The organism is Novosphingobium sp. FSW06-99 (genome assembly GCF_001519065.1).
Lineage (GTDB): Bacteria > Pseudomonadota > Alphaproteobacteria > Sphingomonadales > Sphingomonadaceae > Novosphingobium.
The window spans coordinates 1-22,835 of the sequence record NZ_KQ954261.1; the positions used below are offsets into that span (position 1 = coordinate 1).

A 22,835-nucleotide genomic window follows, 5' to 3' on the forward strand; every position below is an offset into this window, starting at 1 on the left:
GTTTACGCATCTCGGCTCCTTAGGAATTCCGGGGAATTCCGGGGACAGTTTACGCATCTCGGCTCCTGAACCATAGGTTGGTTCGGACGGACGAATCGAGCGGCAGTTTCTTCCGCAATTGAGGTGTATACCGAAGGACGTTAACCGCACCATCATGCGCGGCTTCCCAGTGGCCCACGCCTCATTCCATCCGCGCGATTTCTTCAAGCATGATGGCTTTGACCGGTCCGAGACTTCTGGCGGCCTGCCAGACCAGGTTCGCGTCGACACCGAAATAGTCGTGGCTGGCAAAATTGCGAAATGTGGCCATTTCCCGCCACGGCACATGCGGATGGCGGGCCTTGATCTCGTCGGGACTTTTCTTGCAGGTTTCCCCGATCATGGCCAGCCGATAGGTCAGGGCATCGTACGCTTCGTCATTCGCGACAAGTTCATCGAACGTGCGGTTCGTGACCGAATGCTCGGCACGGGCGATCAGCAACGCGAGGTCATCCAGCGTGTCACGCACGTCGGCCATCAGAACACGCGCACCATTTCGCGTTCGACGCGTGCACGCACGCGACCGCGCAGACCACGCCGGGAAACCAGGTCCATTTTCGCGCCCAGACCATCAGACAATTCCAACATGGCGCCTGCCTGGTCAAACAGGCTGAACGGACGCGACGGATCGTATTCAAACAGCAGGTCAAGGTCCGACGCCTCGCCCGCTTCATCGCGTGCTGTCGATCCGAAAAGGTAAAGCGCGCTGATGCCAAGCTCTCGCAAGCGGCGCTCGAATGGCCTCAGCCTGGCGAGTGCGGCATCTTTCTTCATGGCGTCCTTATGCAAAATGCGGCGGGGTCAGGCAATCACCCGACTTTCAAGGACGCCCATCCTGGGGACGCGCGTATTGCGTCACCGAAGCGCTCGATGGCGAATGGCCCGCCGTCCACTCCGCCCGCTCTCTGCCGGGGCTGATATGCAACCGCAACCGGGCATCGGGGCGGCCTTTGGGATGATCCCGATTGTCCAACAGCTTAACCGGGTCGGCGGCTGGACTTCGCCCCGGATCGGCGCCAGTGTCGGGATCGGGCTTGACTGAGACCGGAGCAGGATATGGGGTGGCGTTTTCTGGCGGTCGTTGCGTCGGGTCTGTTGTTTCACGGCATTGCCAATGCGGCGGACAAACCCGAACTGGGCGCGCCCGCGCCCTGGATCAAGCCGCTCAATCCGCCGGTTGCGTCGGTGCCGCAGGATTCAGCGGCGCTTCACGTGCTGTTGAAGGATGTGCAAGTGTCGTTTCAGGGCGACACGACCCGCACGTTCACCTCCGCCGCGCTGCAAGTGGCCAAGCCCGAGGCGTTGACCGCGCTGGGCACATTTGCTGTGGCGTGGAAACCCGACACCGATCGGGTGATCGTTCATTGGTTGCGCATACGCCGGGGCGACAAAGTCATCGACGTTCTGGGGCCGCAACAGTTCACCGTGCTGCGCCGCGAACAGAACCTTGAATTCGCCGCACTCAACGGAATCCTCACAGCCACCATGCCGATTACGGGCTTGCAGGTGGGCGATATCATCGAATCCGCCTGGACCATTGAACGCACAGAGCCGTTGCTGAAGGGGCATCACGATCTGGCGCTCGATGCCGGAACCGGGGGGAATGTTGCGCAACTGGGGCTATCCGCGCAATGGAGCGCCGACGATCATGTGGTGATCCACAGCCAGAACCTGCCGGTCAACCCCACCGTCACACCGACCGGTATCGCGTTGACCGCCGGGCCGGTCGAGCCGTTGGTGATGCCGCAGGGCGCGCCGCCGCGCTATCAGATGGGGCGGCTGATCGAACTGAGCGACTATCCCGACTGGGCCACGGTCAGCGCGATTTTCGCGCCGCTGTTCGCGACCGCGCGGCAGATCAAGCCGGATTCGCCGCTCCACGCCGAAATCGCGCGGATCAAGGCGGCCACGTCCGATCCGGCCCAACGCGCAGGCCTGGCCCTGAAACTGGTCGAGGACAACGTCCGATATCTCTATATTGGCCTTAACGATGGCAACTTGCGCCCTGCACAGGCCGACGAGACGTGGCAGCGGCGGTTTGGCGACTGCAAGGCCAAGACGGTGCTGCTGCTGGCCCTGCTCGATGGTTTGGGCATTCCGGGCGAAGGCGCGCTGGTCAGCACGCGTCTGGGCGACGGGCTGGACAAGCGGCTGCCCAATGTTTCGCAATTCGATCATGTGATCGTCCGCGCGACGATCGCGGGCAAAGTCTACTGGCTCGATGGCACGCGACTGGGCGACAGCCATCTGGCCGAACTGACCGTGCCCGATTTCCACTGGGCCTTGCCGCTCAAACCGGCAGGCGGAGCGCTTGAAGCGCTGGTGGTTGCGCCCAAGACCGTGCCCAGTTCGGTGCACAACCTGCAACTCGACGCCAGCAAGGGTATTATGGCGCCCGCCATCGCCCATGCTGATGCGACGTTCACCGGCGATGCCGGAATTGCCATGCACGCGGTTATCGCTGCGGTGTCCAAGGGCGCGCTCGACCAGCAATTGCGCAACTATTGGACGACAAAGTACGATTTCGTTACGCCGAACAAAGTCACCGAAGTCTGGGACAGCGACACGCGGACCGAACGGCTGGCGATGGACGGCACCGCGCATATGGCGTGGAACGATGCCGGAAACGGCGATCGACGCTACGAACTCGATGGCGTGGCGGTGGGCTGGCACAGCGATTTCCGGCGCCAGACCGGGCCCGACAGCGATGCGCCGTTTTCGCTGAACTTTCCCGATTATGCCGAATATCGCGAAACCGTGCTTCTGCCCAATGACGGCAAGGGGTTTTCGATCAGCGGCCCCAATGTCGATCGTGAACTGGCGCGCATTGCCATCTATCGGCATATCGAGATTGCCGGAAATCGCGTGACGATGGTCACCCGGCAGCGGCCACTGGCGGCAGAACTGCCCTATGCGGAGGCACTGGCCGCCAACGATGATCTGAGAGCGCTGGCCGATGGCACGGTCGATATCATGGTCGATGGCAAGCGTTATGCAGTGACCGATGATGATGCCCGGACTTTGCTGGCGACTCCCATCGACAAGACGGAAAACGGATACCGCGCGCATCTTCAGGCCTATGTGACGCTTAACGATGCCAAGGGCGGTCTGGCCGAGGCCCAGCGCTATGCCGCCGCTTTTCCGCGATCGGCCGAGGCCTTGGTGAATCGGGCGATGTTCGAGGCGGCGTCTGGCATGGGCGCGCAGGCCCAGGCCGACGCAGCGGCGGCCCTTGCCCTGGCCCCCGAGGTGCCAAATGGCAAGTTGGTCACCGAATACTATCTTGGACAGGCAAAACACGATCCTCGCGACGGGCCGCAGATCAATTTCATGCCCTGGCTGAAATGGGGCATGGCCGAGCAATGCAGGCGCCAGCGCGACTATGTCTGCGCGCAGCGCAATGACGAGGCGGCGATCGCGCTGCAGCCCAATGTCGGCATGATCTATGTCTCGCTGGCCAATGTCTACCAGTCGCAAGGCCGCAAGGCCGATGCCGTTGCCGTCGCCGACCGCATGATGGCCGTCATGCCTCGCCAGCCCTATATGCTGGCAATGGCGGGCGTGGTCTATTGTTCGCTCGACCTGCGCGCCAAGGGTACTGTCGCATTTGGCGCCTCTCTCGCGGTTGAACCGACAGTAATCGCCTATCTCAATCGCGTGCGCTGTTTGCCCCATAGCGACATGGCAGGGCGCAAGCAGGACATCGACGCCGCGTTGAAACTGGACTCGAAGAACATCAATGCCTTGCGCATGCTCGCCGACTGGCAGGGCGAAAAGAACGATTACGAAGCGCAGATCGCCACGCTGCAGGCGATCTCCGCATTGGCTCCCGCCGATGCCGAGCCGAACATGCAGCAGGCGATTGCCATTGGCGGCGCCTATGCGCGCGCAGGCAAGCCCGACAAGGCGCGCGAAAGCTTTGCCGAAGTGCGCGGCTATGCCACCGCGATGAAGAACGGGGGGTATTTCAACAGCCTGTGTTACAGTGCTGCCACAGCGAATTTCGACCTCACCACCGCGTTGGCCGATTGCAACCGCGCCGTGGCGTTGTTGCCCAAAAGCGCGGCGGTGCTCGACAGTCTCGGTTTTGTGCAATTGCGGCTGGGGCACAATGCCGAGGCCATTGCCGCCTATGATCAGGCGCTTGGCCTGGCACCACGCGAAATCCATTCGCTCTATGGCCGGGGCATTGCCTATCTTCGACAAGGTGACAAGGCCAGGGGCCAGGCCGATCTTGCCGCCGCGGCCAAGCTGGATGCGGGCGTCGTCGAGACGTTCAAGGCGATGGGGATCACGCCCTGATCGGCGCGCGCGGCTCAATCGTTTGCGGCCGCACCATCCTCCGCGCGCTGGGCCTCGAACGCGAACCAGGCGTTCTGGCTGTAATCGTAGAGCTGGATCACGCGGTCGGTGACATCGGCGACATAGGCGCTGTTCGATCCGTGGTCGTGGCCGGTGGCGCGGGTGCCGTTGACGCTCAGCGAGATGAACGCGCGGTCGGCATTGTCGTAGAGATCGGGCAGGGTGCCGCCGAAGGTGGCGGCGCGGGCTTCGTCGTGGCCTTGCAGGCGGGTACCCCGGCATTCGGCGGCAATGCACAAGTGTTCGCGCGCGGTGTGGTCGTACAGTCCGGCGACTTTCTGGCCGGTGATCACCGCGCAGGCCGATGCCGCGATCAGGGCGCGGGTGTGGGGGTGCATGGGATTATTGCGCCACGAATGTGTCGATCGCGCGGGCCAGCGCCACGTCGCGTTGCGACAGGCCGCCGGCGTCGTGGGTGGTCAGGCGGATTTCGACGCGGTTGTAGACATTGAACCATTCGGGGTGATGGTCGGCCTTTTCGGCGACCAGCGCGACGCGGGCCATAAAGCCGAAGGCTTGCGCAAAATCGTCGAACACCAGCGTGCGGTTGATCGACAGGCCATCGCTGCCCAAAGTCCAGTGCGGCAGGGTGGCCAGCGCGGCATCGCGTTCGGCGGTGGAAAGGGGGGCGATGGGCATGGGCATTGTTTCCTGCAACGGTTGTTCGCGTGCCCCGTTTCCCCTATCGGCTGATGCGATGCAACCGTGTCGTCTTGCCGCCGATGATCTTGCCTGCCGCCGGGGCGACCGGGTGCTGTTGCGCGGGGTGGGCTTTGCGCTGGGGTCGGGCGATGCGCTGCACCTGGCCGGGCCCAACGGCATCGGCAAATCCAGCCTGTTGCGCATTCTGGCCGGATTGATGCGGCCTTATGCCGGGCGGGTGGAGGCCAGCGGCGCAATCGCGCTGTCGGACGAGCATCTGCCGCTGGACGCCCACCGCCCGCTGGGCGCCGCGCTGGCATTCTGGCAACGCATCGATGGCGTGGTGGCGGGCGATGACCGGTTCGGGCTGGATGATCTGGGCGATGTGCCGGTGCGCTATCTGTCGACCGGGCAGCGCAAGCGTGCCGCGCTGTCGTGCATGGTGGCCAGCGGGGCGGCGATCTGGCTGATCGATGAACCGCTGAACGGGCTCGACGCGCATTGGTCCACCGTGGCGCAGGCCGCGATCGAGGCGCATCGCGCCAGCGGGGGCATCGCGGTGATCGCCTCGCACCAGCCGCTGGCGCTGGGCGGGTTGGCGGTGCTGCCGCTGCTGGAGCATGTGCCATGACCGCGCCGCGCCGGCTGGCGCTGATCTTTCGCCGCGATTGCGCGCTGTTGCTGGGTGGATCGCGCGGGCGGGGCGGCGCGGTGCTGCCGCTGTTGTTCTTTCTGGCGGTGGCGATGCTCTATCCGTTTGGCGTCGGGCCCGATGCGCGGTTGCTGGCGCGCACCGGGGCGGGGGTGATCTGGGTGGCGGCGCTGCTGGCGGCGATCCTGCCGCTCGACCGGCTGATCGAGCCCGATCTGGAAAGCGGGTTTTTCGACCAGTGGGCGCTGCGCGGCCTGTCGGAAGAGGCGGTGATGCTGGGGCGGATCGTGGCGCACTGGCTGTGTTTTGGCGTGCCGCTGATGCTGGCCACGCCGATCGCGGCGGCGCTGCTGGCGATCGATGGCCAACAGTTGTGGCGGCTGGAACTGGGCTTGTTGCTGGGTACGCCGGGGCTGGCAGCGATCGGCGTGACGATCGCCGCGCTGACGGCGGGCCTGCGCGCCGGGGCGGCGCTGGGCGGGCTGTTGCTGATCCCGCTGGCGGTGCCGCTGCTGATCTTTGGCGCGGGGTCGTTGCAGCCGGGCGGCGAAAACGGGCTGGTGCTGCTGGCGGCGGCCAGTCTGGTGGCGCTGGCGGTGGCGCCCTTTGCGGCGGGGGCGGCGATTCGCGCCGCGCGGGATTGATCGGGGGAAATGCCATGGCGGGTTCGCTGAAATCGACAGGTCCGGCAGGGCCCATCATCCTGAGCGTGTTCGGCGCGATCTGGGCGGTGCTCGGGCTGCTGTCCGCCGGGGCTGCGCAGGCGTGGATCGCCGTTCCGGTGGTGATCACGGCCGCGCTGATCGCGATCGTGGGGCGCCGCAGTCGTGGCCTTGCGCTGCGCTCGGCCGAAGAGGGCGCGCGCATCGGCAAGCTGGTGGGTGTGTGGAGCGGTGTTGAGGGGGTGGGGATATTTGTCGCCATCAACATCTGCGCCAGATTTGGGCGGCCCGATCTCTATCTGGCGGCGATCTGCCTGGTCGTGGGGCTGCATTTCGTGCCGCTGGCGCGCGGGCTGCCGGTGCGGCTCTATTATCAGTCCGCCGCGCTGATGTCGGCGCTGGGGATCGCCGGGCTGGTCGACAGTGCGCTGGTTGCGCCATCGGTGGTGGCGTTTGGCGCGGCGCTGGTGCTGTGGGGGACGGTGCTGCGCGTTCTGGGCTGACCCGGGGTGCAGTGGGCGATCTTTCGCGCGCGATAGGCTTTTTGCGTTGCCGTCGGGCCGGGTCTTTCCTACCTGAATGGGCATGACCATGACACTTGCGCTCAACGACACGCTTTCGCTTATCGGCAACACCCCGCTGGTCCGGCTCAAGGGCCCCAGCGAAGCCGCCGGGGCGGAGATCTATGGCAAGTGCGAATTCGCCAACCCCGGCGCCTCGGTAAAGGATCGCGCTGCGCTGTGGATCGTGCGTGATGCCGAAGCGCGGGGCCTGTTGGCGCCCGGCGGCACGATTGTCGAAGGCACGGCGGGCAACACCGGCATCGGACTGGCGCTGGTTGCCAATGCGCTGGGCTACAAGACGGTGATCGTCATGCCCGAAACCCAGTCACGCGAAAAGATGGACACACTGCGCGCGTTGCGGGCCGAACTGGTGCTGGTGCCCGCCGCACCGTTTTCCAACCCCGGACATTTCGTCCATACCAGCCGCCGCCTGGCCGAAGAGACCGAGGGCGCGATCTGGGCCAACCAGTTCGACAATATCGCCAACCGCCGCGCCCATGTCGAAAGCACCGCGCCCGAACTGTGGCAACAGCTCGAAGGCCGGATCGACGGGTTTACCTGCGCTGCCGGAACCGGGGGCACGCTGGCGGGCGTCGGGCTGGGGCTGAAGGCGTTCGACGAACGCGTGACCATCGCGCTGACCGATCCGCACGGCGCGGCGCTATACAACTATTATGCCCACGGCGAATTGCGCGCCGAAGGCTCGTCGGTGGCCGAAGGGATCGGGCAGGGGCGGATCACCGCCAATCTGGAAGGCGCGCCGGTCGACACGCAATTCCGCATTTCCGACGAAGAAGGGCTGTACTGGGTCACTCGCCTGCTCGCCGAAGAAGGCCTGTGCCTGGGCCTGTCGAGCGGCATCAATGTGGCGGGGGCGGTCGCGCTGGCCAAACAGTTGGGGCGCGGCAGCCGGGTCGCGACGATCCTGTGCGACACCGGTTTTCGCTATCTGTCATCGCTGTACAACGCGCAGTGGCTCGAATCGAAAGGGCTGCCGGTCTTTCCCTGGCTGCGCGGATAGGATATATCGCGCAATTATGGCGATTTTCAGCAGGACATCCGAACGGCTGAAGCACTTGCGCAAGACGTCCGGCGGTTTTTCCGGTGGCGCGGCGGATCAGGGCAGCGGCCCGGCAGTGCAACCCGGATCGCGCGACATGCGCGCGCAAGCGGTGCACCGCCTGCAAGTGGGCATGTTCGGGCTGGCCGCGATGCTGTTGCTGGTCAGCCTGGCCAGCGTGATCATGCAACGCGTGGCCACCGCCGATCGCAGCGTGGTCGCCGCGCAACCGTCCGGCAATGCCAGCGCCTCGCCCGCCAACGATCCGCTGGCCGACCTGGGCGTTGCCCCCGAAGTTCCCGTCGCGGCCACCACCGCCGCGCACAAGCCGGGCAAAGCCGAACCCACCCACTGATCGCGGCGCCGTGACGCGCCTGCCTCGCGCCGAGTCGCGGGGCGATTTGGCGTGTCTCGGGGCGATAGCGGGAAATTACGGGAAACTTTTGACTCCGATGCGGCGGGCATTTTCCAATCGCCTGTATTCCGTGGATTTTCGCGCGCTTGCATGGTTGCCAAGAGGTTACTTTGGCATAGTTCGGGGCCTGTCTGGGCTGCGAAACACCACGTAGAATCAAGGTTTATCCGCAATCTCCCGTAATTTCCCGTTGTAGCCCGCATTATCCCGAGTTAAGACCATGTCATCGGGACGAATTCCTTGGCGCATCCGTGGGGGATGAACTGCCGCGTGACCACGCGCGGCAGGTCGCGGGGCTGTTTGTTGCGCAAGGCCGGGGGTCAGCGGGTGGCGGGTGTTCCGTCAAAATACTGGGGCAATGGCATATCGCCACGCGGCGATAAGGGTCGCTTTGTCCTGCCCACCGACTTTCGCGGCGCCGTGCTTGCCGCGTCGGACAATGTCCCCATCCTGTGCCTTGATTTTCATCACAAATATCCCTGTCTGGTGGGCTTTGGCCTGTCGCGCGCCGATGGTTTTGCCGATCAGATCCTGCACGAGGAACGCGTCGCGCTCGAACGCGGCGAACCGTTCGATCGCGATGAGCGCGCCTCGCAATTGGGGGGATTTGTCCGCACCAAGTTCGACGAATCCGGCCGGTTCATCCTGCCCGATTATCTCGGTGACGAGATCAAGGCCGGCGATGCGCTCTATTTTCATGGCGGCGACAGCCAGTTCACCATCTGGGCGCCCGACGTGCTGTTCACGATGGGCGATGGCTGGCGCAGCGCCAAGGCGACGTGCCGCTCGCTGATCAACAGCGGCGCGGCAAAAGGACGCCGGAAATGACTGCATTGCACATCCCCGTCCTGCTCGATGAAGTGGTCGCCGCGCTGAACCCCGTGCCGGGATCGGTGATCGCCGACGGTACATTCGGCGCGGGCGGCTATACGCTGGCGCTGATCGGGCATGGCGCGCGGGTCCATGCGTTTGACCGCGATCCCGATGCGATCGCCGCCGGGCGCACCTTGCCCGCCGCATTGGGGGATGATCCCGCGCTGGTGCTGCATCATCGCCGCTTTTCGGAAATCGGCGAAACCTTGCGCGATGCGGGCGTGGGGCAGATCGATGGCGTGGTGTTCGACATCGGCGTCAGCTCGATGCAGCTCGACCAGGCGCAGCGCGGGTTTGCCTTTTCCACCGACGGGCCGCTTGACATGCGCATGGCGCAGGATGGGCCGAGCGCCGCCGATTTTCTCAACACCGCCGACGAGGCGGCGATCGCCGACGTGCTCTATCGCTACGGCGAGGAGCGCCAGTCGCGGCGGATTGCCCGCGCGGTGGTGGCGGCGCGCCCGCTGACCACCACGCGCCAGTTTGCCGATGTCGTGCGGCGCGCGCTGGGCTGGCATCCCGGCATGCCCAAGGACCCCGCCACGCGCAGTTTTCAGGCGGTGCGCATCCATATCAATGGCGAACTCGACGAACTGGCCGCCGGGCTGGCCGCCGCCGAGGCCCTGCTGGCGCCGGGCGGGCGGCTGGCGGTGGTCACGTTCCACTCGCTCGAAGACCGCATGGTCAAACAGTTTCTGCGCGAAGCGTCGGGCATGATGCCCGCCGGATCGCGCCATCTGCCGATGCAGGCCCGGGCACAGGCCCCGGCATTCGGCAAGCCGTCCCCGGCGATCCGGCCGGGTGAGGCGGAATTGGCGCGCAATCCGCGCGCGCGTTCAGCCACATTGCGCTGGGCCATCCGCAGCGATGCCCCCGCGCGCCATCCGGGGGAGATTGCGGCATGTTCATGACCGCCCGACGTCTGCGCTCGATGGGCTGGATCGCCACGCTGGTGGTCTGTGCCGCGCTGGTGATGGTGCTGGCGTTCCGCGTCAACGCCTTGCGCAGCCAGGTGCACCAGTCGCAGGCGCGGATCATCGCCCTGCGGCAAGAGACGATGTATCTCGAAACCGAATTTGAAACCCGCGCCAATCAGCAGCAGTTGAAGGCGTGGAACGATGTCGAATTCGGCTATGTCGCGCCCACGTCGGCGCAATATCTCGACAATGAGCGCCAGTTGGCCGCTTATGCCAAACCGATCGAGCCCGACGCGCCCGCGCCGATCCGCGTAGCCAGCGCCGACGACAGCGTGGTGGCGGCGGCGGTGTTTCCGGCGATGGTGTCGCCGATGACCGGCAAGCCGACCGGTGCCGCCGACAACAGCGCCCCGGCCGCCCGGCCCACGCATGAGGCCGCCGATGCGCCCGCCGCCAGGTCCGCGGGCCTTGCCACACTGAGCGATCGGTTGGGCACCGTGCCCCATGCCGCCACCGGCACGCACAAGGTGGGCAAGGACGCGAAAAGCAAACTCGCCAAGGCCAAGCCGGTCAAGGACAAGGCGTCCAAAGACAAGTTGGCAAAAGGGGATAAGGCATCGGGCGATAAGGCATCCGGGGACAAGGCACGGCATGCGGTTGCCACGCGCACCGTGCCATCGCATGATCGGTCGGCCAGTGGCGCGCGTCTGGCCGGGGCCGATACGCACCGCCGGGCGGGTGTCGGCCATGCATCGGGATCCCCGCTGATCAAGCTCGCCCTGAAGGATGCAAAGACGGTCAAGTGAACGCCACCCGCCCCCAGCCGGTCCTTTCCAACGCGATTTCCACGGCCTCTGCGACCGGTCGCCTGCACTTTGCCAACTTGCGCCAGCGTTCGTTGCTGACTGCCAAATTGCGGCTGGTGTGGGTGGTGGTCGGCTTTGCGTTTTTCGCGCTGACCGCGTTCGTGCGCATCGCGCAACTGGGGCTGGGCGCACAAAATCCCGCCGAGGGCGCCGCTGGCGATGGGCTGGCGCCGCCGCGTGCCGAAATCACCGATCGCAACGGCGTGCCGCTGGCACGCGCGTTTCCCGCCTATTCCTTGTGGTTCGATCCCAAGGCGCTGGGATCAAAAGGGCTGCCGCTGGTCAAGACGCCCGAGGAAGTGGCGCGCGCGCTGGTGCAGATCTTTCCGAGCGAGGATTATGACGACCTGCTCGCCCGGCTGAAGGCGGGCAAAGGCACTTATCTGCGCCGCCGGGTCCTGCCCGAAGAGGCCAACAAGGTGTTTGCGCTGGGTGAACCCGCGCTCGAATTCCCGCGCGAGATCCAGCGGTTCTATCCGCAGGGCACGCTGGCCGCGCATGTGCTGGGCTTTGTCGATGCCGATGGCAAGGGCAAGCTGGGGATGGAGGCCTATCTCAATGCGCGGCTGACCGACAAGGCGCACCTGTCGGAACCGGTGGCGCTGTCGATCGATTCACGTGCGCAAGGCGCGATGGAAGACGAACTGGCGCACGAAATGCTGCTGACCCATGCCAAGGGCGCGGCGGGCATCGTGCTCGATGTCGACACCGGCGAAGTGATCGCGCTGGCCTCGCTGCCCAGTTTCGATCCCAACCGCAGCGATCTGGCGGACAACGACCACGTCAAGAACCGCGCCACCAACGAAGTCTATGAACTGGGCTCGACGTTCAAGCCGTTCACCATCGCCAGCGCGATCGAGGCCGGGGTGGTGACCGACATGGCCGTGCGCTACCCGGCCACGCCGCTCAAAGTCGATGGCTATACCATCCACGATCACGAAAGTTACGGCGCCACGCTCAACGTGCCCGAAACGCTGATCCATTCGTCGAACATCGTCGCGGCGGAAATTGCCGACAAGCTGGGCGGGCAGAGACTGCGCGACACGATGATCGCGCTGGGCATGAACCAGCGCGCCAATATCGAATTGCCGGCCAAGGGCTTTCCGATCTGGCCCAGGGGTGACTGGCCGCGCCTGCGCACGATGACGGTCGGTTTCGGCCATGGCCTGGCGGTCACCCCGCTGCATCTGGCGCAAGGCTATGCCGCGCTGGTCAACGGCGGGATCTGGCGCCCGGCGACGCTGTTCAAGGTGGATCCGGCGCATGCCTCGGCAGGCCGCCGGGTGTTCCAGGCCTCGACCAGCGCACGCATCCGCCAGTTGCTGCGCCTGATCGTGGTCGATGGCACCGGGCGCTCGGCCAACGCACCCGGCTATCGCGTCGGTGGCAAGACAGGCACCGCTGAAAAGGCCGGCAGCAACGGATCGGGCTACAAGAACAAGCATGCGGTGATCGCCACGTTTGCCGCCGCGTTCCCGATGGACAAGCCGCGCTATGTGGTGATCGCCATGCTCGACGAGCCGCAGGCCAACCAGTCGACTTCGGGCCAGCGCACGGCGGCGTGGAATGCCGCCCCGGTGGTCGGGCGCGTGGTCCCGCGCATCGGCCCCTTGCTTGGCGTCGTGCCCGATGGCAGGCGGGATGTCGATGTGTCGGATCTGACACCGCTCGTGGCCAATGGAGAGGGTGAATGAAGCTGGCAAGCCTGGTTGGTGATGATCTGTCCGCGCTGGCCGGCGCCGACGCGAACGTGACCGGCTTTGCCATCGATCATCGCAAGGTTGCCCCCGGCACGGTGTTCGGCGCCTTTCCCGGCGCGCGCTTCAATGGCGAGGATTTCATTGCGGCGGCGATCGCTTCGGGCGCGGTCGCGGTGGTGGCACGGCCCCAGGCCACCGTCAAAGGTGCGGTGCATCTGGCGGCAGACGAGCCGCGCCAGGTGTTTGCGCAAATCGCGGCGCGTTTTTTCACCCCCGTGCCCGCCACGGTGGTGGCGGTGACCGGCACCAACGGCAAGACCTCGACCGTCGAGATGACGCGCCAGCTATGGCACATGGCCGGGCACCGGTCTGCGTCGATCGGCACGCTGGGGGTGACCACCGCCGATGAAAGCGTGTCGACCGGGCTGACCACGCCCGATATTGTCACGTTTCTGGCCAATGCCTCGGGCCTGGCGCGCGAAGGCGTGACCCATCTGGCCTATGAAGCGTCGAGCCACGGGCTTGACCAGTATCGCAACGAGGGCCTGCCGGTGGCAGCGGGCGCGTTTACCAACCTTTCGCGCGATCACCTCGATTATCACCCCTCGATGGAGGCCTATTTCGCGGCCAAGATGCGTCTGTTCGACGAAGTGGTGATGGATGGCGGCGCGGCGGTGATCTGGGCCGACGATGCGTGGAGCGCACAGGCGATCGACCACGCGCGCACGCGCGGACTGACACTGGTGACCGTCGGTGCGGCGGGCGAGACGATCCGCCTGGCCGCGCGCACGCCCACTTTGCTGGGCCAGGTGCTCGAACTGGTCCATGCGGGCACCACGCGCAAGCTGACGCTGCCGCTGATCGGTGCCTATCAGGCGGCCAATGCGCTGGTTGCGACCGGGCTGGTGCTGGCCACCGGTGGCGATCCCGATCGCACGTTCGAGGCGTTGGCACGGCTGCAGCCGGTGCGTGGGCGGCTGGAACGCGCCGCGATCAGTGCGGCGGGTGCGCCGGTCTATATCGACTATGCCCATACCCCCGATGCGCTGACCGCCGCGTGCGAGGCACTGCGCCCGCATGTCGCAGGGCGACTGATCCTGGTGTTTGGCGCGGGCGGCGATCGTGATCCGGGCAAGCGCGCGCCGATGGGCGCGGCGGCGAGCGCGGGGGCGGACCGGGTGATCGTGACCGACGACAATCCGCGCGGCGAAGATCCGGCGGCGATCCGCCGCGAGGTGCTGGCAGGCTGCACCGGCACTGCGCTGGAAGTGGGCGACCGCCGCGCCGCGATTGCGGCGGCGATTGCCGAGGCAGGCGCGGGCGATATCGTGCTGATCGCGGGCAAGGGCCACGAACAGGGTCAGATCATCGGGCGGGGCGATGCCACGCGTGTGCTGCCGTTCGACGATGTGGCGGTGGCGCGGGAGTGCACGGGATGACCGCCGTGCTCGACTGGCCGGTCGAAGCCGACGACGCGCCGGGCACCGCGCTGTGGACCGCCAGTGACATCGCGGCGGCCACCGGGGGCGCTGTGGTCGGCGGTGATTTTGCCGTGTCGGGTTGCGCCATCGACAGCCGCGAGGTGATGGAGGGCGATCTGTTCATCGCGCTGCCGGGCGAAGCGGCCGATGGGCATCGTTTTGTCGACGGCGCGTTCCTGCGCGGTGCGGCGGGCGCGCTGGTGTCGCAGGCGGCGGTGCATCCGCATGTGCGCGTGGCTGATACGGTGGCCGCGCTCGATGCGCTGGGCCATGCGGCGCGCGCGCGGCTGCTGCCCGAGGCGCGGGTGATCGGGGTGACCGGATCGGCGGGCAAGACGGGGGTGAAGGAAGCGCTGTTTGCCGCGCTCGACCGGTCGAGCCGGGGGCAGGCGCACCGGTCGGTCAAAAGCTACAACAACCATGTCGGCGTGCCGCTCAGCCTGGCGCGGATGCCCGCGCGCAGCCGCTATGGCATTTTCGAGATGGGCATGAACCACGCGGGCGAACTGGCCACGCTGACGCAATTGGTCCGCCCGCATGTTGCCGTCGTGACCACGATCGCGCCCGCGCATATCGGCCATTTTTCGGGCGAGGCGGCAATTGCCGCGGCCAAGGCGGAAATCTTCCAGGGTCTGCAACCGGGCGGCACCGCGATCATCCCGGCGGACAGCCCGCATGTGGCTCTGCTGGCACAAGTGGCCGGGCGTCATGCCGCGCATGTCATCCGGTTCGGCACCGCCGCTGGTGCCGATGTGCGGCTGATCGATGCGCTGCCTGCGGTGCAGGGCGGAACGCTGGTCACTGCCGAATTTGGCGCCGTGGCGGGTGGCCCGCGCAAGCTGTGCTATACCGTGTCGCAGCCCGGCGCGCATTGGGTGGTCAATTCGCTGGCGGTGATGGCGGCGGTGGCGGCGGCCGGCGGCGATCTGGGCGCGGCGGGGCTGGCATTGGCCGAATTGGCCGATCTGGCCGGGCGCGGTGCGCGCCATGCAATCGTGGCCGAACGCGGTGACGGATCGGGCGCGGCGCTGCTGATCGATGAAAGTTACAACGCCAATCCCGCCTCGATGCGGGTGACCATTGCCGCGCTGGGCACCACGCGCGCCGCGCGGCGGCTGGCGGTGCTGGGTGCGATGCGCGAACTGGGCGATGCCAGCGATGGCTATCACGCCGATCTGGCCGCGCCCCTGATCGAGGCTGGGGTGGACCGGGTCGTGCTGGTTGGCTCGGAAATGGCGGCATTGGCAGAGGCGCTGGGGAAAATTGCCACTACGGTGCTTGCCCCGACGATCGACTTCGTCCACGTGCCCGACGCCGCAACGGCGGCAGAGCTGTTGGGCTCGCCCGATTGGGCGCCACAAGGCGGTGACGCGATCCTGATCAAGGGGTCGAACTCGGTCGGGTTGGGCGCGCTGGTCAAGGCGTTGACCCAGCGCACCATTTCACAGGGCAGCCCGAATTTCGGCAAAACCGGCCCCGGGGACAACTGAATGCTGTATATTTTCGCGCAGTGGCTTCATTTCGAAGGGCTGACCAACCTGATCCGCTATCAGTCGTTCCGGTCGGGCGCGGCGCTGTTGACCGCGCTGGCAATCGGCCTGCTGATCGGTCCGCGCTTTATCGACATGTTGCGTCTGCGCCAGGGCAAGGGTCAGCCGATTCGCGCCGACGGGCCGCAATCGCACCTGGCCAAGCGCGGCACGCCGACAATGGGCGGGCTGATGATCGTGGTTGCGCTGTCGATCGCGCTGCTGCTGTGGATGGATCTGAACAGCCGCTATGTCTGGGCCTGCCTGGTGGTCACACTGGGCTTTGGCATGATCGGTTTCCTCGACGATTACGACAAAGTCACCAAGTATGCGCACAAGGGCGTGTCGGCACGGTTGCGGTTGCTGGGCGAATTCGTGGTGGCCGGGATCGCGGTCGCGCTGGTCACCACCGACACCAATCTGTATGTGCCGGTGTTCAGCAACCTCTATATCCCGCTGGGACCGGTCTATTACCTGTTTGCCGCGTTCGTCATCGTCGGCGCGGGCAATGCGGTCAATCTGACCGACGGGCTCGACGGGCTGGCGATCATGCCGGTGATCATTGCCGCAGGCACCTTCGCGATCATCGCCTATCTGGCGGGCCGCGCCGACTATGCCCATTATCTGGGCATTCCCCATGTGCCAAAGGCCGGGGAACTGGCGATTTTCTGCGCGGCCGTGATGGGCGCGGGGCTGGCCTTCCTGTGGTTCAACGCGCCGCCTGCTGCGGTGTTCATGGGCGATACCGGCAGTCTGGCGCTGGGCGGCACGCTGGGCGTGATCGCGGTGTCGGTGCACCACGAAATCGTGCTGGGCGTGGTCGGCGGGCTGTTCGTGATGGAGGCCGTCTCGGTCATCGTACAGGTGTTTGTCTATAAACGTACGGGCAAACGGGTGTTCCGTATGGCGCCGATCCACCACCATTTCGAACAGTTGGGGTGGCAGGAATCGACCGTGGTGATCCGGTTCTGGATCGTCTCGATCGTATTGGCGCTGCTCGGGCTGGCCACGTTGAAAGTGCGGTGAACAGCGCATGATCACCTCGACGCGCCTTGCCGGCCAACGCTTTGCGGTGCTGGGGCTGGCCCGATCGGGCCTGGCCAGTGTCGAAAGTCTGCTGGCAGGCGGCGCAGACGTGACCGCGTGGGACAGCCGTGAAGAGGCGCGCGCGCAGGTCGCCGGGCGTGCCATGCTGGCCGACCCGCTGACTATCGATCTGACCGGATTTGCCGGCGTGGTGGTGTCGCCCGGCGTGCCGCTCAACCGCCATCCGATTGCCGCGCATGCGGCGTCGTTCGGCGTGCCGGTGATCGGCGATATCGAACTGTTTGCGCAGATGCGCAGTGATCTGCCGCCGCATCGCGTGGTCGGGATCACCGGCACCAACGGCAAATCGACCACCACCGCGCTGGTCCACCATCTGTGCCGCTGCGCCGGGATACCCGCGCAGTTCGGCGGCAATATCGGCCTGCCGGTGCTGGGCGAAGACCCCTTGCCCGCAGGCGGTGTCTATGTGCTCGAACTGTCGAGCTATCAGATTGACCTGACCTATTCGCTGGCTTGCGATGTTGCGGTGCTGATCAATCTCAGCCCCGACCATCTCGACCGCTATGATGGCTATGGCGCCTATGCCGCCGCCAAGGCGCGGCTGTTCGCGATGCAGCGGCCTGATCAGGTGGCGGTGTTCGGGCGCGGCGATGCCGATACGCTGGCTATCGCGGGGCAGGCCCTTGCCCACGTGCGCGTTCCTGATCCGGCAGAACTGAGCGGGCAGGCCGACTGGCCCTCGTTGCAGGGGCCGCACAATCTGCAGAACGCCGCCATCGCGGTCGCCGTGGCCGAGGCGCTGGGGATTGCAGCGCCGGTGTGGCGCGCCGGGCTGGCCAGCTTTGTCGGCCTGCCGCACCGCATGGAACGCGTGGCCGAACAGGGCGGCGTGCTGTTCGTCAACGACAGCAAGGCGACCAATCCCGCCTCCACCGCGCCCGCGCTGGCGGCCTATCCGCGCATCCACTGGATTTGCGGCGGCTTGCCCAAATCCGACGATCTGGATGAATGCGCGCCGTGGTTCGATCATGTCGTGGCCGCCTATACGATCGGCGAAGCGGGCCAGCGGTTTGCCGAGATTCTGGCCCCGCACCTGCCCGTCACGCGCAGCGAAATGCTGTGCGATGCGGTGCGTCAGGCAATCGCGGCGGCACGGCCGGGCGAGGTGGTGATGCTGTCGCCCGCCTGCGCCAGTTTCGACCAGTTCCGCGATTTCGAGGCGCGCGGCGATGCCTTTCGCAATATCGTGATGTCGCTGCTGGCCGAACGCGGCGATCAACCGCAGGGGGCGCAGTGATGGCCACGATACCTGCCACGCCTTCGCGTGCGGTGCCGGTGACGACCCGCGATGGCGGGGTGCGCGTGATCGGGCGCGCCAACCGTTATCGCCGCAGCCGCCGCAGCGAACTGGTGATCTGGTGGCGCGAAATCGACCGCGTGCTGCTGGCGCTGGTGATGGTGCTGGTGGTGATCGGCGCGATCGCGGTTGCTGCCGCGTCGCCGGCCAGCGCGCACCGACTGTCGACCGCGCAGAAATCGCTGGGCGATCTGCACTTTTTCTGGCTGCATTTGCGGTTTGTGGCGGTCGGGCTGGTGGCGATGTTCGTCGCCTCGATCCTGCCCAAGGACACTGCGCGGCGGCTGGCGATCATCCTGGCCGCGGCGATGATCGTCGGCCTGATCCTGGTGCCGCTGGTCGGCACAGAGGTCAAAGGCGCGCGGCGCTGGCTGAATGTCGGGATCAGCCTGCAACCGTCGGAATTCCTCAAGCCCGGTTTTGCCATCGCGCTGGCGTGGATCCTGTCGTGGCGGGTGCGCGATCCCAAAATTCCGGTGCTCGGCCTGTCGCTGCTGCTGATCGCGCTGGTGTTCGCCCTGTTGATGGCACAGCCCGATTTCGGTTCGGCGGTGCTCTATCTGGGCGTGTGGTTCGTGCTGGTGTGCCTGTCGGGTCTGTCCAGCCGCAAGATCCTGGCCGTGCTGGGTGGTGGGCCACTGCTGCTGTTGCTGGCCTATCTGTTCTATCCCAACGCCACCCACCGCATCGATGCGTTCCTGTCAGGGGGCAGCGAATTCGACCAGGTCGATCTGGCCATGCGCACTTTGCTCAATGGCGGGTGGGGCGGCACCGGGCTGTGGCTGGGCACGCGCAAGATGGCACTGCCCGAGGCACATACCGACTATATCTTTTCGGTGATCGGCGAGGAATTCGGGCTGATCATGTGCGGCGTGATCGTGCTGCTGTACACTGCGATCGTGGTGCGTGTGTTGGTGCGCCTGCTCGATGAGGATGATCTGTTCACCGTGCTTGCCGCCGCAGGGCTGACCGCGCAATTGGCGGGACAAGCGTTCATCAACATTCTGGTCAATCTGCAACTGTTTCCCTCGAAAGGGATGACACTGCCGCTGATCAGCTATGGCGGATCGTCGACGATCGCCTTGCTGCTGGGGGTCGGCTTCCTGCTCGCCATAACGCGGCGCAACCCCTATCTGTCGCGCGAAACGTTCGATCCAAAGGAACGCCCTGCGCCATGAGCCATCCTTCGCGCCACTATGTCCTTGCCGCCGGGGGCACCGGCGGCCATCTGATACCCGCCTTTGCGCTGGCGGTAGAGCTTGACCGGCGCGGGCACCATGTCGCACTGGTCACCGACGATCGCGGCGCGCGCATCCCCGGCAAGCCCGATTTCCTGCCCGCGCATGTGCTGCCCGCCGGGCGGCTGGGCAAGAACCCGCTGACGCTGGCGCGCGGGTTGCGGGCGATCTGGCAGGGGCGCGCAATGGCGCTGCGCCTGTTCGACAGCTTTGAACCGTCGTGCGTGGTCGGGTTTGGCGGCTATCCCGCGCTGCCAGCGCTGCTGGCCGCGCAATCGGCGCGCATCCCGACGGTGATCCACGAACAGAACGCGGTGCTGGGCCGGGTCAACCGTCTGCTGGCGCGCCGTGTCGATGCGATTGCCACCGCCTATGCCGAAATCGACCGGTTGCACCCCAAATGGACCGGCAAAGTGGTGCAAGTGGGCAATCCGGTGCGGGCCGAAGTGCTGGCACTGCGCAAGGAGCCGTTTCCCGCGCTCGATAGCGACGGGCTGCTGCGCGTGCTGGTGACCGGGGGCAGCCAGGGCGCCTCGATTCTTGCCGACGTGGTGCCCGATGGCCTGGCCGTGCTGCCGCCCGCGCTGCGCCACCGGTTGCAAGTGACCCAGCAATGCCGCCCCGAAGACATCGAGGCCGTACGCGCGCGCTATGCCGCGCACCAGATCCCCGCCGAATTGGGCACGTATTTCGAGGATATGGCGACGCGGCTGGCGGAAACGCATCTGTTCATCGGCCGCGCCGGGGCCTCGACGATTGCCGAACTGACCGTGGTCGGGCGGCCCGCGATCCTGGTGCCACTGCCGATTGCCACCGACGATCATCAGGCCGCCAATGCGCGCGAACTGGTGCGGGCGGGCGGGGCACGCGCGATCCGCCAGTCGGGCTTTACTCCCAAGGAACTGGCCAAGCAGGTGCAGGCGATCGCGCTCGATCCCGATGCGCTGGCCAATGCCGCGCATGCCGCGTGGAACTGCGGGTTGCCCAATGCGGTCGGCGATCTGGCCGATCTGGTCGAATCGTTCGGCGGTGCGCCGATCATGGATGTCATTCGCGTCGGCCACCCGGCGCAGCGCGCGCAAGGCGCTGCCAGCACGGCGGCGGCGCGCAGCCAGGAGCGAACCCAGTGAAAGGCGTCGGTGTCGATATCGGCACAATCCATTTTGTCGGTATCGGCGGGATCGGCATGTCTGGCATTGCCGAAGTCATGCACAACATGGGCTATGCGGTGCAGGGTTCCGACATTGCCGAAGGCTATGTCGTCGAAGGCCTGCGCGCGCGCGGCATCGCGGTGATGATCGGGCACAGCGGCGCCAATGTCGCGGGCGCGTCTGTGGTGGTCACCTCGACCGCGGTGCGGCGCGACAATCCCGAAGTGATCGCCGCGCTGGAGGCGCGCATCCCGGTGGTGCGCCGTGCCGAAATGCTGGCCGAACTGATGCGGCTGAAAAACACCGTCGCGGTGGCGGGCACCCATGGCAAGACCACCACCACCTCGATGGTCGCCTGCCTGCTCGATGCAGGCGGTATCGATCCGACCGTGATCAACGGCGGCATCATCAATTCCTATGGGTCGAACGCGCGACTTGGCGACAGCGACTGGATGGTGGTCGAAGCCGACGAGAGCGACGGGTCGTTCCTCCGTCTCGACGGCACGATCGCGGTGGTCACCAATATCGATCCCGAACATCTCGATCACTATGGCAGCTTTGACCGGGTCAAGGCGGCGTTTGTCGAATTCATCGAAAACGTGCCGTTCTATGGCGCGGCAATGCTGTGCATCGATCATCCGGTGGTCCAGGCAATTATCCCGATGGTGCGCGATCGCCGCGTGATCACGTATGGCTTTTCGGCGCAGGCCGACGTGCGCGGCGAACATGTCACCCCGGTGCCCGGCGGCAACCGCTTTACCGTCGTGCTGCGCCGCCGCGACGGCACGTTCCACCGCATCGAGGATATCGGGTTGCCGATGCCCGGCCGGCACAATGTCCAGAACGCGCTGGCGGCGATTGCCGTGGCGCGCGAAATGGGTGTGCCCGATGATGTGATCCGCGATGGTTTTGCCAAGTTCGGCGGGGTCAAGCGGCGCTTTACCAAAGTCGGCGAAGTGGCGATCGAGGGCGGAGCGGTCGCGGTGATCGACGATTACGGCCATCACCCGGTCGAAATCCGCGCGGTGCTGGCCGCCGCGCGCGAAGGCGCGCGCGGGCGGGTGATCGCCGTGGTGCAGCCGCACCGGTTTACCCGACTGCGCGATCATATGGAGGATTTCCAGGGCGCCTTCAACGATGCCGACGTGGTCTATGCCGCGCCGGTCTATGCCGCCGGTGAGGCCCCGATCGAGGGCGTCAGCTCCGATGTAATGGTCGAGGGGGTCAAGGCGCGCGGGCACCGGTCTGCGCATACCATTGCCGGGCCCGAGGCGCTGGCGCGTGAACTCGCCCCGCTGTTGCAGGCCGACGATATGGTGGTGTGCCTGGGCGCGGGCGATATCACCCGCTGGGCGGCGGGTCTGGCCGATGCCATCCGGCACGAGCGGGATCGCGCATGAGCCCGCGCGGACGACTGACCCCGCAGGCCCCGCTGGCCCCGCTGGTGTGGTTCAAGACCGGCGGCGCCGCGCAATGGCTGTTCGAGCCGGCCGATGCGGACGATCTGGCCGACTATCTGCGCACACTGGCGCCCAATGTGCCGGTGATGGCGCTGGGGCTGGGGTCGAACCTGATCGTGCGCGATGGCGGCGTGCCCGGTGTGGTGGTGCGGTTGGGCAAGAGCTTTGCCGGGGTGCGCGCGGTCGATGCGGTCACGCTCGATTGCGGCGGCGGGGCGTCGGGCGTGCTGGTCTCGTCGAGCGCGCGCGACCAGGGCATTGCCGGGCTGGAATTCCTGCGCTCGATCCCCGGCACGGTCGGCGGTTTCGTCCGGATGAACGGCGGGGCCTATGGCCGCGAGGTCCGCGACGTGCTGGTCGATTGCAACGTGGTACTGCGATCGGGCGAGGCGGTCACGCTGTCATGCGCCGATCTTGGCTATGCCTATCGCCATTCCGATCTCGCCGAAGGCGCGATCGTCGTTGCAGCGCGGTTTCGCGGGGTTCCCGGCGAACCGGCGGCGATCCAGGCGGAAATGGACCGCATCGCCGCCGCACGCGAAGCCTCGCAACCCTTGCGCACGCGCACAGGCGGATCGACCTTCAAGAACCCGCCCGGGCACAAGGCCTGGGAACTGGTCGATCGCGCCGGATGCCGGGGGCTGGCGCTGGGCGGTGCGCAAGTCAGCGAAAAGCACACCAATTTTCTGATCAACACCGGCGATGCGACCAGTGCCGAGATCGAGGCGCTGGGCGAACTGGTGCGCGACAAAGTGCGGGCGATGAACGGCGTCGATCTGCAGTGGGAAATCAAGCGTGTGGGAAATCAAGCGAGTGGGTAA

The 22,835-nt window shown here is 66.2% G+C and carries 22 protein-coding genes; 18 read left to right on the plus strand and 4 right to left on the minus strand.

Features of this window, described 5'->3' with window-relative positions:
* Positions 1-181: 181 nt before the first annotated feature.
* The gene (locus AQZ49_RS17050; protein WP_067618441.1) at positions 182-517 is read right to left on the minus strand and encodes a HepT-like ribonuclease domain-containing protein; all 336 of its coding nucleotides are present in this window, start codon (positions 515-517) and stop codon (positions 182-184) included.
* The gene (locus AQZ49_RS17055) at positions 517-813 is read right to left on the minus strand and encodes a nucleotidyltransferase family protein (protein WP_067618444.1); all 297 of its coding nucleotides are present in this window, start codon (positions 811-813) and stop codon (positions 517-519) included. Before AQZ49_RS17055 ends, AQZ49_RS17050 begins: the two co-directional genes overlap by 1 nt.
* A 282-nt stretch (positions 814-1,095) precedes the next feature.
* On the opposite strand from AQZ49_RS17055, the gene AQZ49_RS17060 reads away from it, so the two are divergent.
* Entirely contained in the window at positions 1,096-4,341 is a 3,246-nt protein-coding gene (locus AQZ49_RS17060; RefSeq protein WP_067618448.1) for a DUF3857 domain-containing protein, read from the plus strand.
* 14 nt (positions 4,342-4,355) lie between these two features.
* Here AQZ49_RS17060 and AQZ49_RS17065 read toward each other — a convergent pair whose 3' ends face one another.
* Both AQZ49_RS17065 and AQZ49_RS17070 read right to left on the minus strand, forming a co-directional pair.
* Positions 4,356-4,739, minus strand: a complete 384-nt coding sequence (locus AQZ49_RS17065; RefSeq protein WP_067618451.1) for a hypothetical protein — start codon at positions 4,737-4,739, stop codon at positions 4,356-4,358.
* A 4-nt stretch (positions 4,740-4,743) separates the two neighbouring features.
* Positions 4,744-5,040 carry a 4a-hydroxytetrahydrobiopterin dehydratase gene (locus tag AQZ49_RS17070; RefSeq protein ID WP_067618454.1) on the minus strand — a complete coding sequence of 99 codons (297 nt, stop codon included), beginning with the start codon at positions 5,038-5,040 and terminating at the stop codon, positions 4,744-4,746.
* 58 nt (positions 5,041-5,098) lie between these two features.
* Here AQZ49_RS17070 and ccmA point away from each other — a divergent pair, with 58 nt between their 5' ends.
* From ccmA to murB, 17 genes are all read left to right on the plus strand, one after another.
* Complete coding sequence (gene ccmA, locus AQZ49_RS17075) at positions 5,099-5,674, plus strand: heme ABC exporter ATP-binding protein CcmA (protein WP_067618457.1); 576 nt, start codon at positions 5,099-5,101, stop codon at positions 5,672-5,674.
* Positions 5,671-6,339: a heme exporter protein CcmB gene (gene ccmB, locus AQZ49_RS17080; RefSeq protein WP_067618460.1), complete on the plus strand. Its 669-nt coding sequence runs from the start codon at positions 5,671-5,673 to the stop codon at positions 6,337-6,339. The genes ccmA and ccmB overlap by 4 nt, the downstream gene beginning before the upstream one ends.
* Positions 6,340-6,353: 14 nt before the next feature.
* The gene (locus AQZ49_RS17085) at positions 6,354-6,860 is read left to right on the plus strand and encodes a hypothetical protein (protein ID WP_067618463.1); all 507 of its coding nucleotides are present in this window, start codon (positions 6,354-6,356) and stop codon (positions 6,858-6,860) included.
* Between the two features lie 82 nt (positions 6,861-6,942).
* Positions 6,943-7,941 carry a cysteine synthase A gene (locus tag AQZ49_RS17090; protein ID WP_067618761.1) on the plus strand — a complete coding sequence of 333 codons (999 nt, stop codon included), beginning with the start codon at positions 6,943-6,945 and terminating at the stop codon, positions 7,939-7,941.
* A gap of 16 nt (positions 7,942-7,957) precedes the next feature.
* The gene (locus AQZ49_RS17095; RefSeq protein WP_067618466.1) at positions 7,958-8,335 is read left to right on the plus strand and encodes a hypothetical protein; all 378 of its coding nucleotides are present in this window, start codon (positions 7,958-7,960) and stop codon (positions 8,333-8,335) included.
* A 300-nt stretch (positions 8,336-8,635) separates the two neighbouring features.
* On the plus strand, positions 8,636-9,223 hold the full coding sequence (locus AQZ49_RS17100; RefSeq protein WP_231739285.1) for a division/cell wall cluster transcriptional repressor MraZ: 588 nt from the start codon (positions 8,636-8,638) through the stop codon (positions 9,221-9,223).
* Complete coding sequence (gene rsmH / locus AQZ49_RS17105; RefSeq protein WP_067618472.1) at positions 9,220-10,179, plus strand: 16S rRNA (cytosine(1402)-N(4))-methyltransferase RsmH; 960 nt, start codon at positions 9,220-9,222, stop codon at positions 10,177-10,179. The genes AQZ49_RS17100 and rsmH overlap by 4 nt, the downstream gene beginning before the upstream one ends.
* Positions 10,170-10,991, plus strand: a complete 822-nt coding sequence (locus AQZ49_RS17110; protein WP_067618475.1) for a hypothetical protein — start codon at positions 10,170-10,172, stop codon at positions 10,989-10,991. The genes rsmH and AQZ49_RS17110 overlap by 10 nt, the downstream gene beginning before the upstream one ends.
* On the plus strand, positions 10,988-12,745 hold the full coding sequence (locus AQZ49_RS17115) for a peptidoglycan D,D-transpeptidase FtsI family protein (RefSeq protein ID WP_067618478.1): 1,758 nt from the start codon (positions 10,988-10,990) through the stop codon (positions 12,743-12,745). The genes AQZ49_RS17110 and AQZ49_RS17115 overlap by 4 nt, the downstream gene beginning before the upstream one ends.
* Positions 12,742-14,190, plus strand: a complete 1,449-nt coding sequence (locus AQZ49_RS17120; protein WP_067618481.1) for a UDP-N-acetylmuramoyl-L-alanyl-D-glutamate--2,6-diaminopimelate ligase — start codon at positions 12,742-12,744, stop codon at positions 14,188-14,190. Before AQZ49_RS17115 ends, AQZ49_RS17120 begins: the two co-directional genes overlap by 4 nt.
* Positions 14,187-15,722: a UDP-N-acetylmuramoyl-tripeptide--D-alanyl-D-alanine ligase gene (gene murF, locus AQZ49_RS17125; protein WP_197411101.1), complete on the plus strand. Its 1,536-nt coding sequence runs from the start codon at positions 14,187-14,189 to the stop codon at positions 15,720-15,722. The genes AQZ49_RS17120 and murF overlap by 4 nt, the downstream gene beginning before the upstream one ends.
* Positions 15,723-16,787, plus strand: a complete 1,065-nt coding sequence (mraY, locus tag AQZ49_RS17130; protein ID WP_067618487.1) for a phospho-N-acetylmuramoyl-pentapeptide-transferase — start codon at positions 15,723-15,725, stop codon at positions 16,785-16,787.
* Positions 16,788-16,794: 7 nt separating this feature from the next.
* Positions 16,795-18,105, plus strand: coding sequence for a UDP-N-acetylmuramoyl-L-alanine--D-glutamate ligase (murD, locus tag AQZ49_RS17135; protein ID WP_067618490.1), 1,311 nt, complete (start codon positions 16,795-16,797; stop codon positions 18,103-18,105).
* Positions 18,105-19,343 (plus strand): FtsW/RodA/SpoVE family cell cycle protein, encoded by a 1,239-nt coding sequence (locus AQZ49_RS17140; RefSeq protein WP_082701860.1) that lies wholly within the window; start codon positions 18,105-18,107, stop codon positions 19,341-19,343. The genes murD and AQZ49_RS17140 overlap by 1 nt, the downstream gene beginning before the upstream one ends.
* A complete protein-coding gene (gene murG / locus AQZ49_RS17145) occupies positions 19,340-20,533 on the plus strand; it encodes an undecaprenyldiphospho-muramoylpentapeptide beta-N-acetylglucosaminyltransferase (RefSeq protein WP_067618493.1) in 1,194 nt (397 codons plus the stop codon). The genes AQZ49_RS17140 and murG overlap by 4 nt, the downstream gene beginning before the upstream one ends.
* Positions 20,530-21,954, plus strand: coding sequence for a UDP-N-acetylmuramate--L-alanine ligase (gene murC / locus AQZ49_RS17150; RefSeq protein ID WP_067618495.1), 1,425 nt, complete (start codon positions 20,530-20,532; stop codon positions 21,952-21,954). The genes murG and murC overlap by 4 nt, the downstream gene beginning before the upstream one ends.
* Positions 21,951-22,835, plus strand: a complete 885-nt coding sequence (gene murB / locus AQZ49_RS17155; protein WP_067618498.1) for a UDP-N-acetylmuramate dehydrogenase — start codon at positions 21,951-21,953, stop codon at positions 22,833-22,835. Before murC ends, murB begins: the two co-directional genes overlap by 4 nt.

Bases quoted from the DNA above. Each gene is read 5' to 3' on its own strand.
- AQZ49_RS17085 (WP_067618463.1), top strand. From the start codon at position 6,354: ATGGCGGGTTCGCTGAAATCGACAGGTCCGGCAGGGCCCATCATCCTG.
- rsmH (WP_067618472.1), top strand. From the start codon at position 9,220: ATGACTGCATTGCACATCCCCGTCCTGCTCGATGAAGTGGTCGCCGCG.
- AQZ49_RS17055 (WP_067618444.1), bottom strand. From the start codon at position 813: ATGAAGAAAGATGCCGCACTCGCCAGGCTGAGGCCATTCGAGCGCCGC.
- ccmA (WP_067618457.1), top strand. From the start codon at position 5,099: ATGCAACCGTGTCGTCTTGCCGCCGATGATCTTGCCTGCCGCCGGGGC.
- AQZ49_RS17095 (WP_067618466.1), top strand. From the start codon at position 7,958: ATGGCGATTTTCAGCAGGACATCCGAACGGCTGAAGCACTTGCGCAAG.
- AQZ49_RS17140 (WP_082701860.1), top strand. From the start codon at position 18,105: ATGGCCACGATACCTGCCACGCCTTCGCGTGCGGTGCCGGTGACGACC.
- ccmB (WP_067618460.1), top strand. From the start codon at position 5,671: ATGACCGCGCCGCGCCGGCTGGCGCTGATCTTTCGCCGCGATTGCGCG.
- murB (WP_067618498.1), top strand. From the start codon at position 21,951: ATGAGCCCGCGCGGACGACTGACCCCGCAGGCCCCGCTGGCCCCGCTG.
- AQZ49_RS17120 (WP_067618481.1), top strand. From the start codon at position 12,742: ATGAAGCTGGCAAGCCTGGTTGGTGATGATCTGTCCGCGCTGGCCGGC.
- murG (WP_067618493.1), top strand. From the start codon at position 19,340: ATGAGCCATCCTTCGCGCCACTATGTCCTTGCCGCCGGGGGCACCGGC.
- AQZ49_RS17050 (WP_067618441.1), bottom strand. From the start codon at position 517: ATGGCCGACGTGCGTGACACGCTGGATGACCTCGCGTTGCTGATCGCC.
- murF (WP_197411101.1), top strand. From the start codon at position 14,187: ATGACCGCCGTGCTCGACTGGCCGGTCGAAGCCGACGACGCGCCGGGC.
- AQZ49_RS17110 (WP_067618475.1), top strand. From the start codon at position 10,170: ATGTTCATGACCGCCCGACGTCTGCGCTCGATGGGCTGGATCGCCACG.
- mraY (WP_067618487.1), top strand. From the start codon at position 15,723: ATGCTGTATATTTTCGCGCAGTGGCTTCATTTCGAAGGGCTGACCAAC.
- murD (WP_067618490.1), top strand. From the start codon at position 16,795: ATGATCACCTCGACGCGCCTTGCCGGCCAACGCTTTGCGGTGCTGGGG.
- AQZ49_RS17070 (WP_067618454.1), bottom strand. From the start codon at position 5,040: ATGCCCATCGCCCCCCTTTCCACCGCCGAACGCGATGCCGCGCTGGCC.
- AQZ49_RS17090 (WP_067618761.1), top strand. From the start codon at position 6,943: ATGACCATGACACTTGCGCTCAACGACACGCTTTCGCTTATCGGCAAC.
- AQZ49_RS17060 (WP_067618448.1), top strand. From the start codon at position 1,096: ATGGGGTGGCGTTTTCTGGCGGTCGTTGCGTCGGGTCTGTTGTTTCAC.
- AQZ49_RS17065 (WP_067618451.1), bottom strand. From the start codon at position 4,739: ATGCACCCCCACACCCGCGCCCTGATCGCGGCATCGGCCTGCGCGGTG.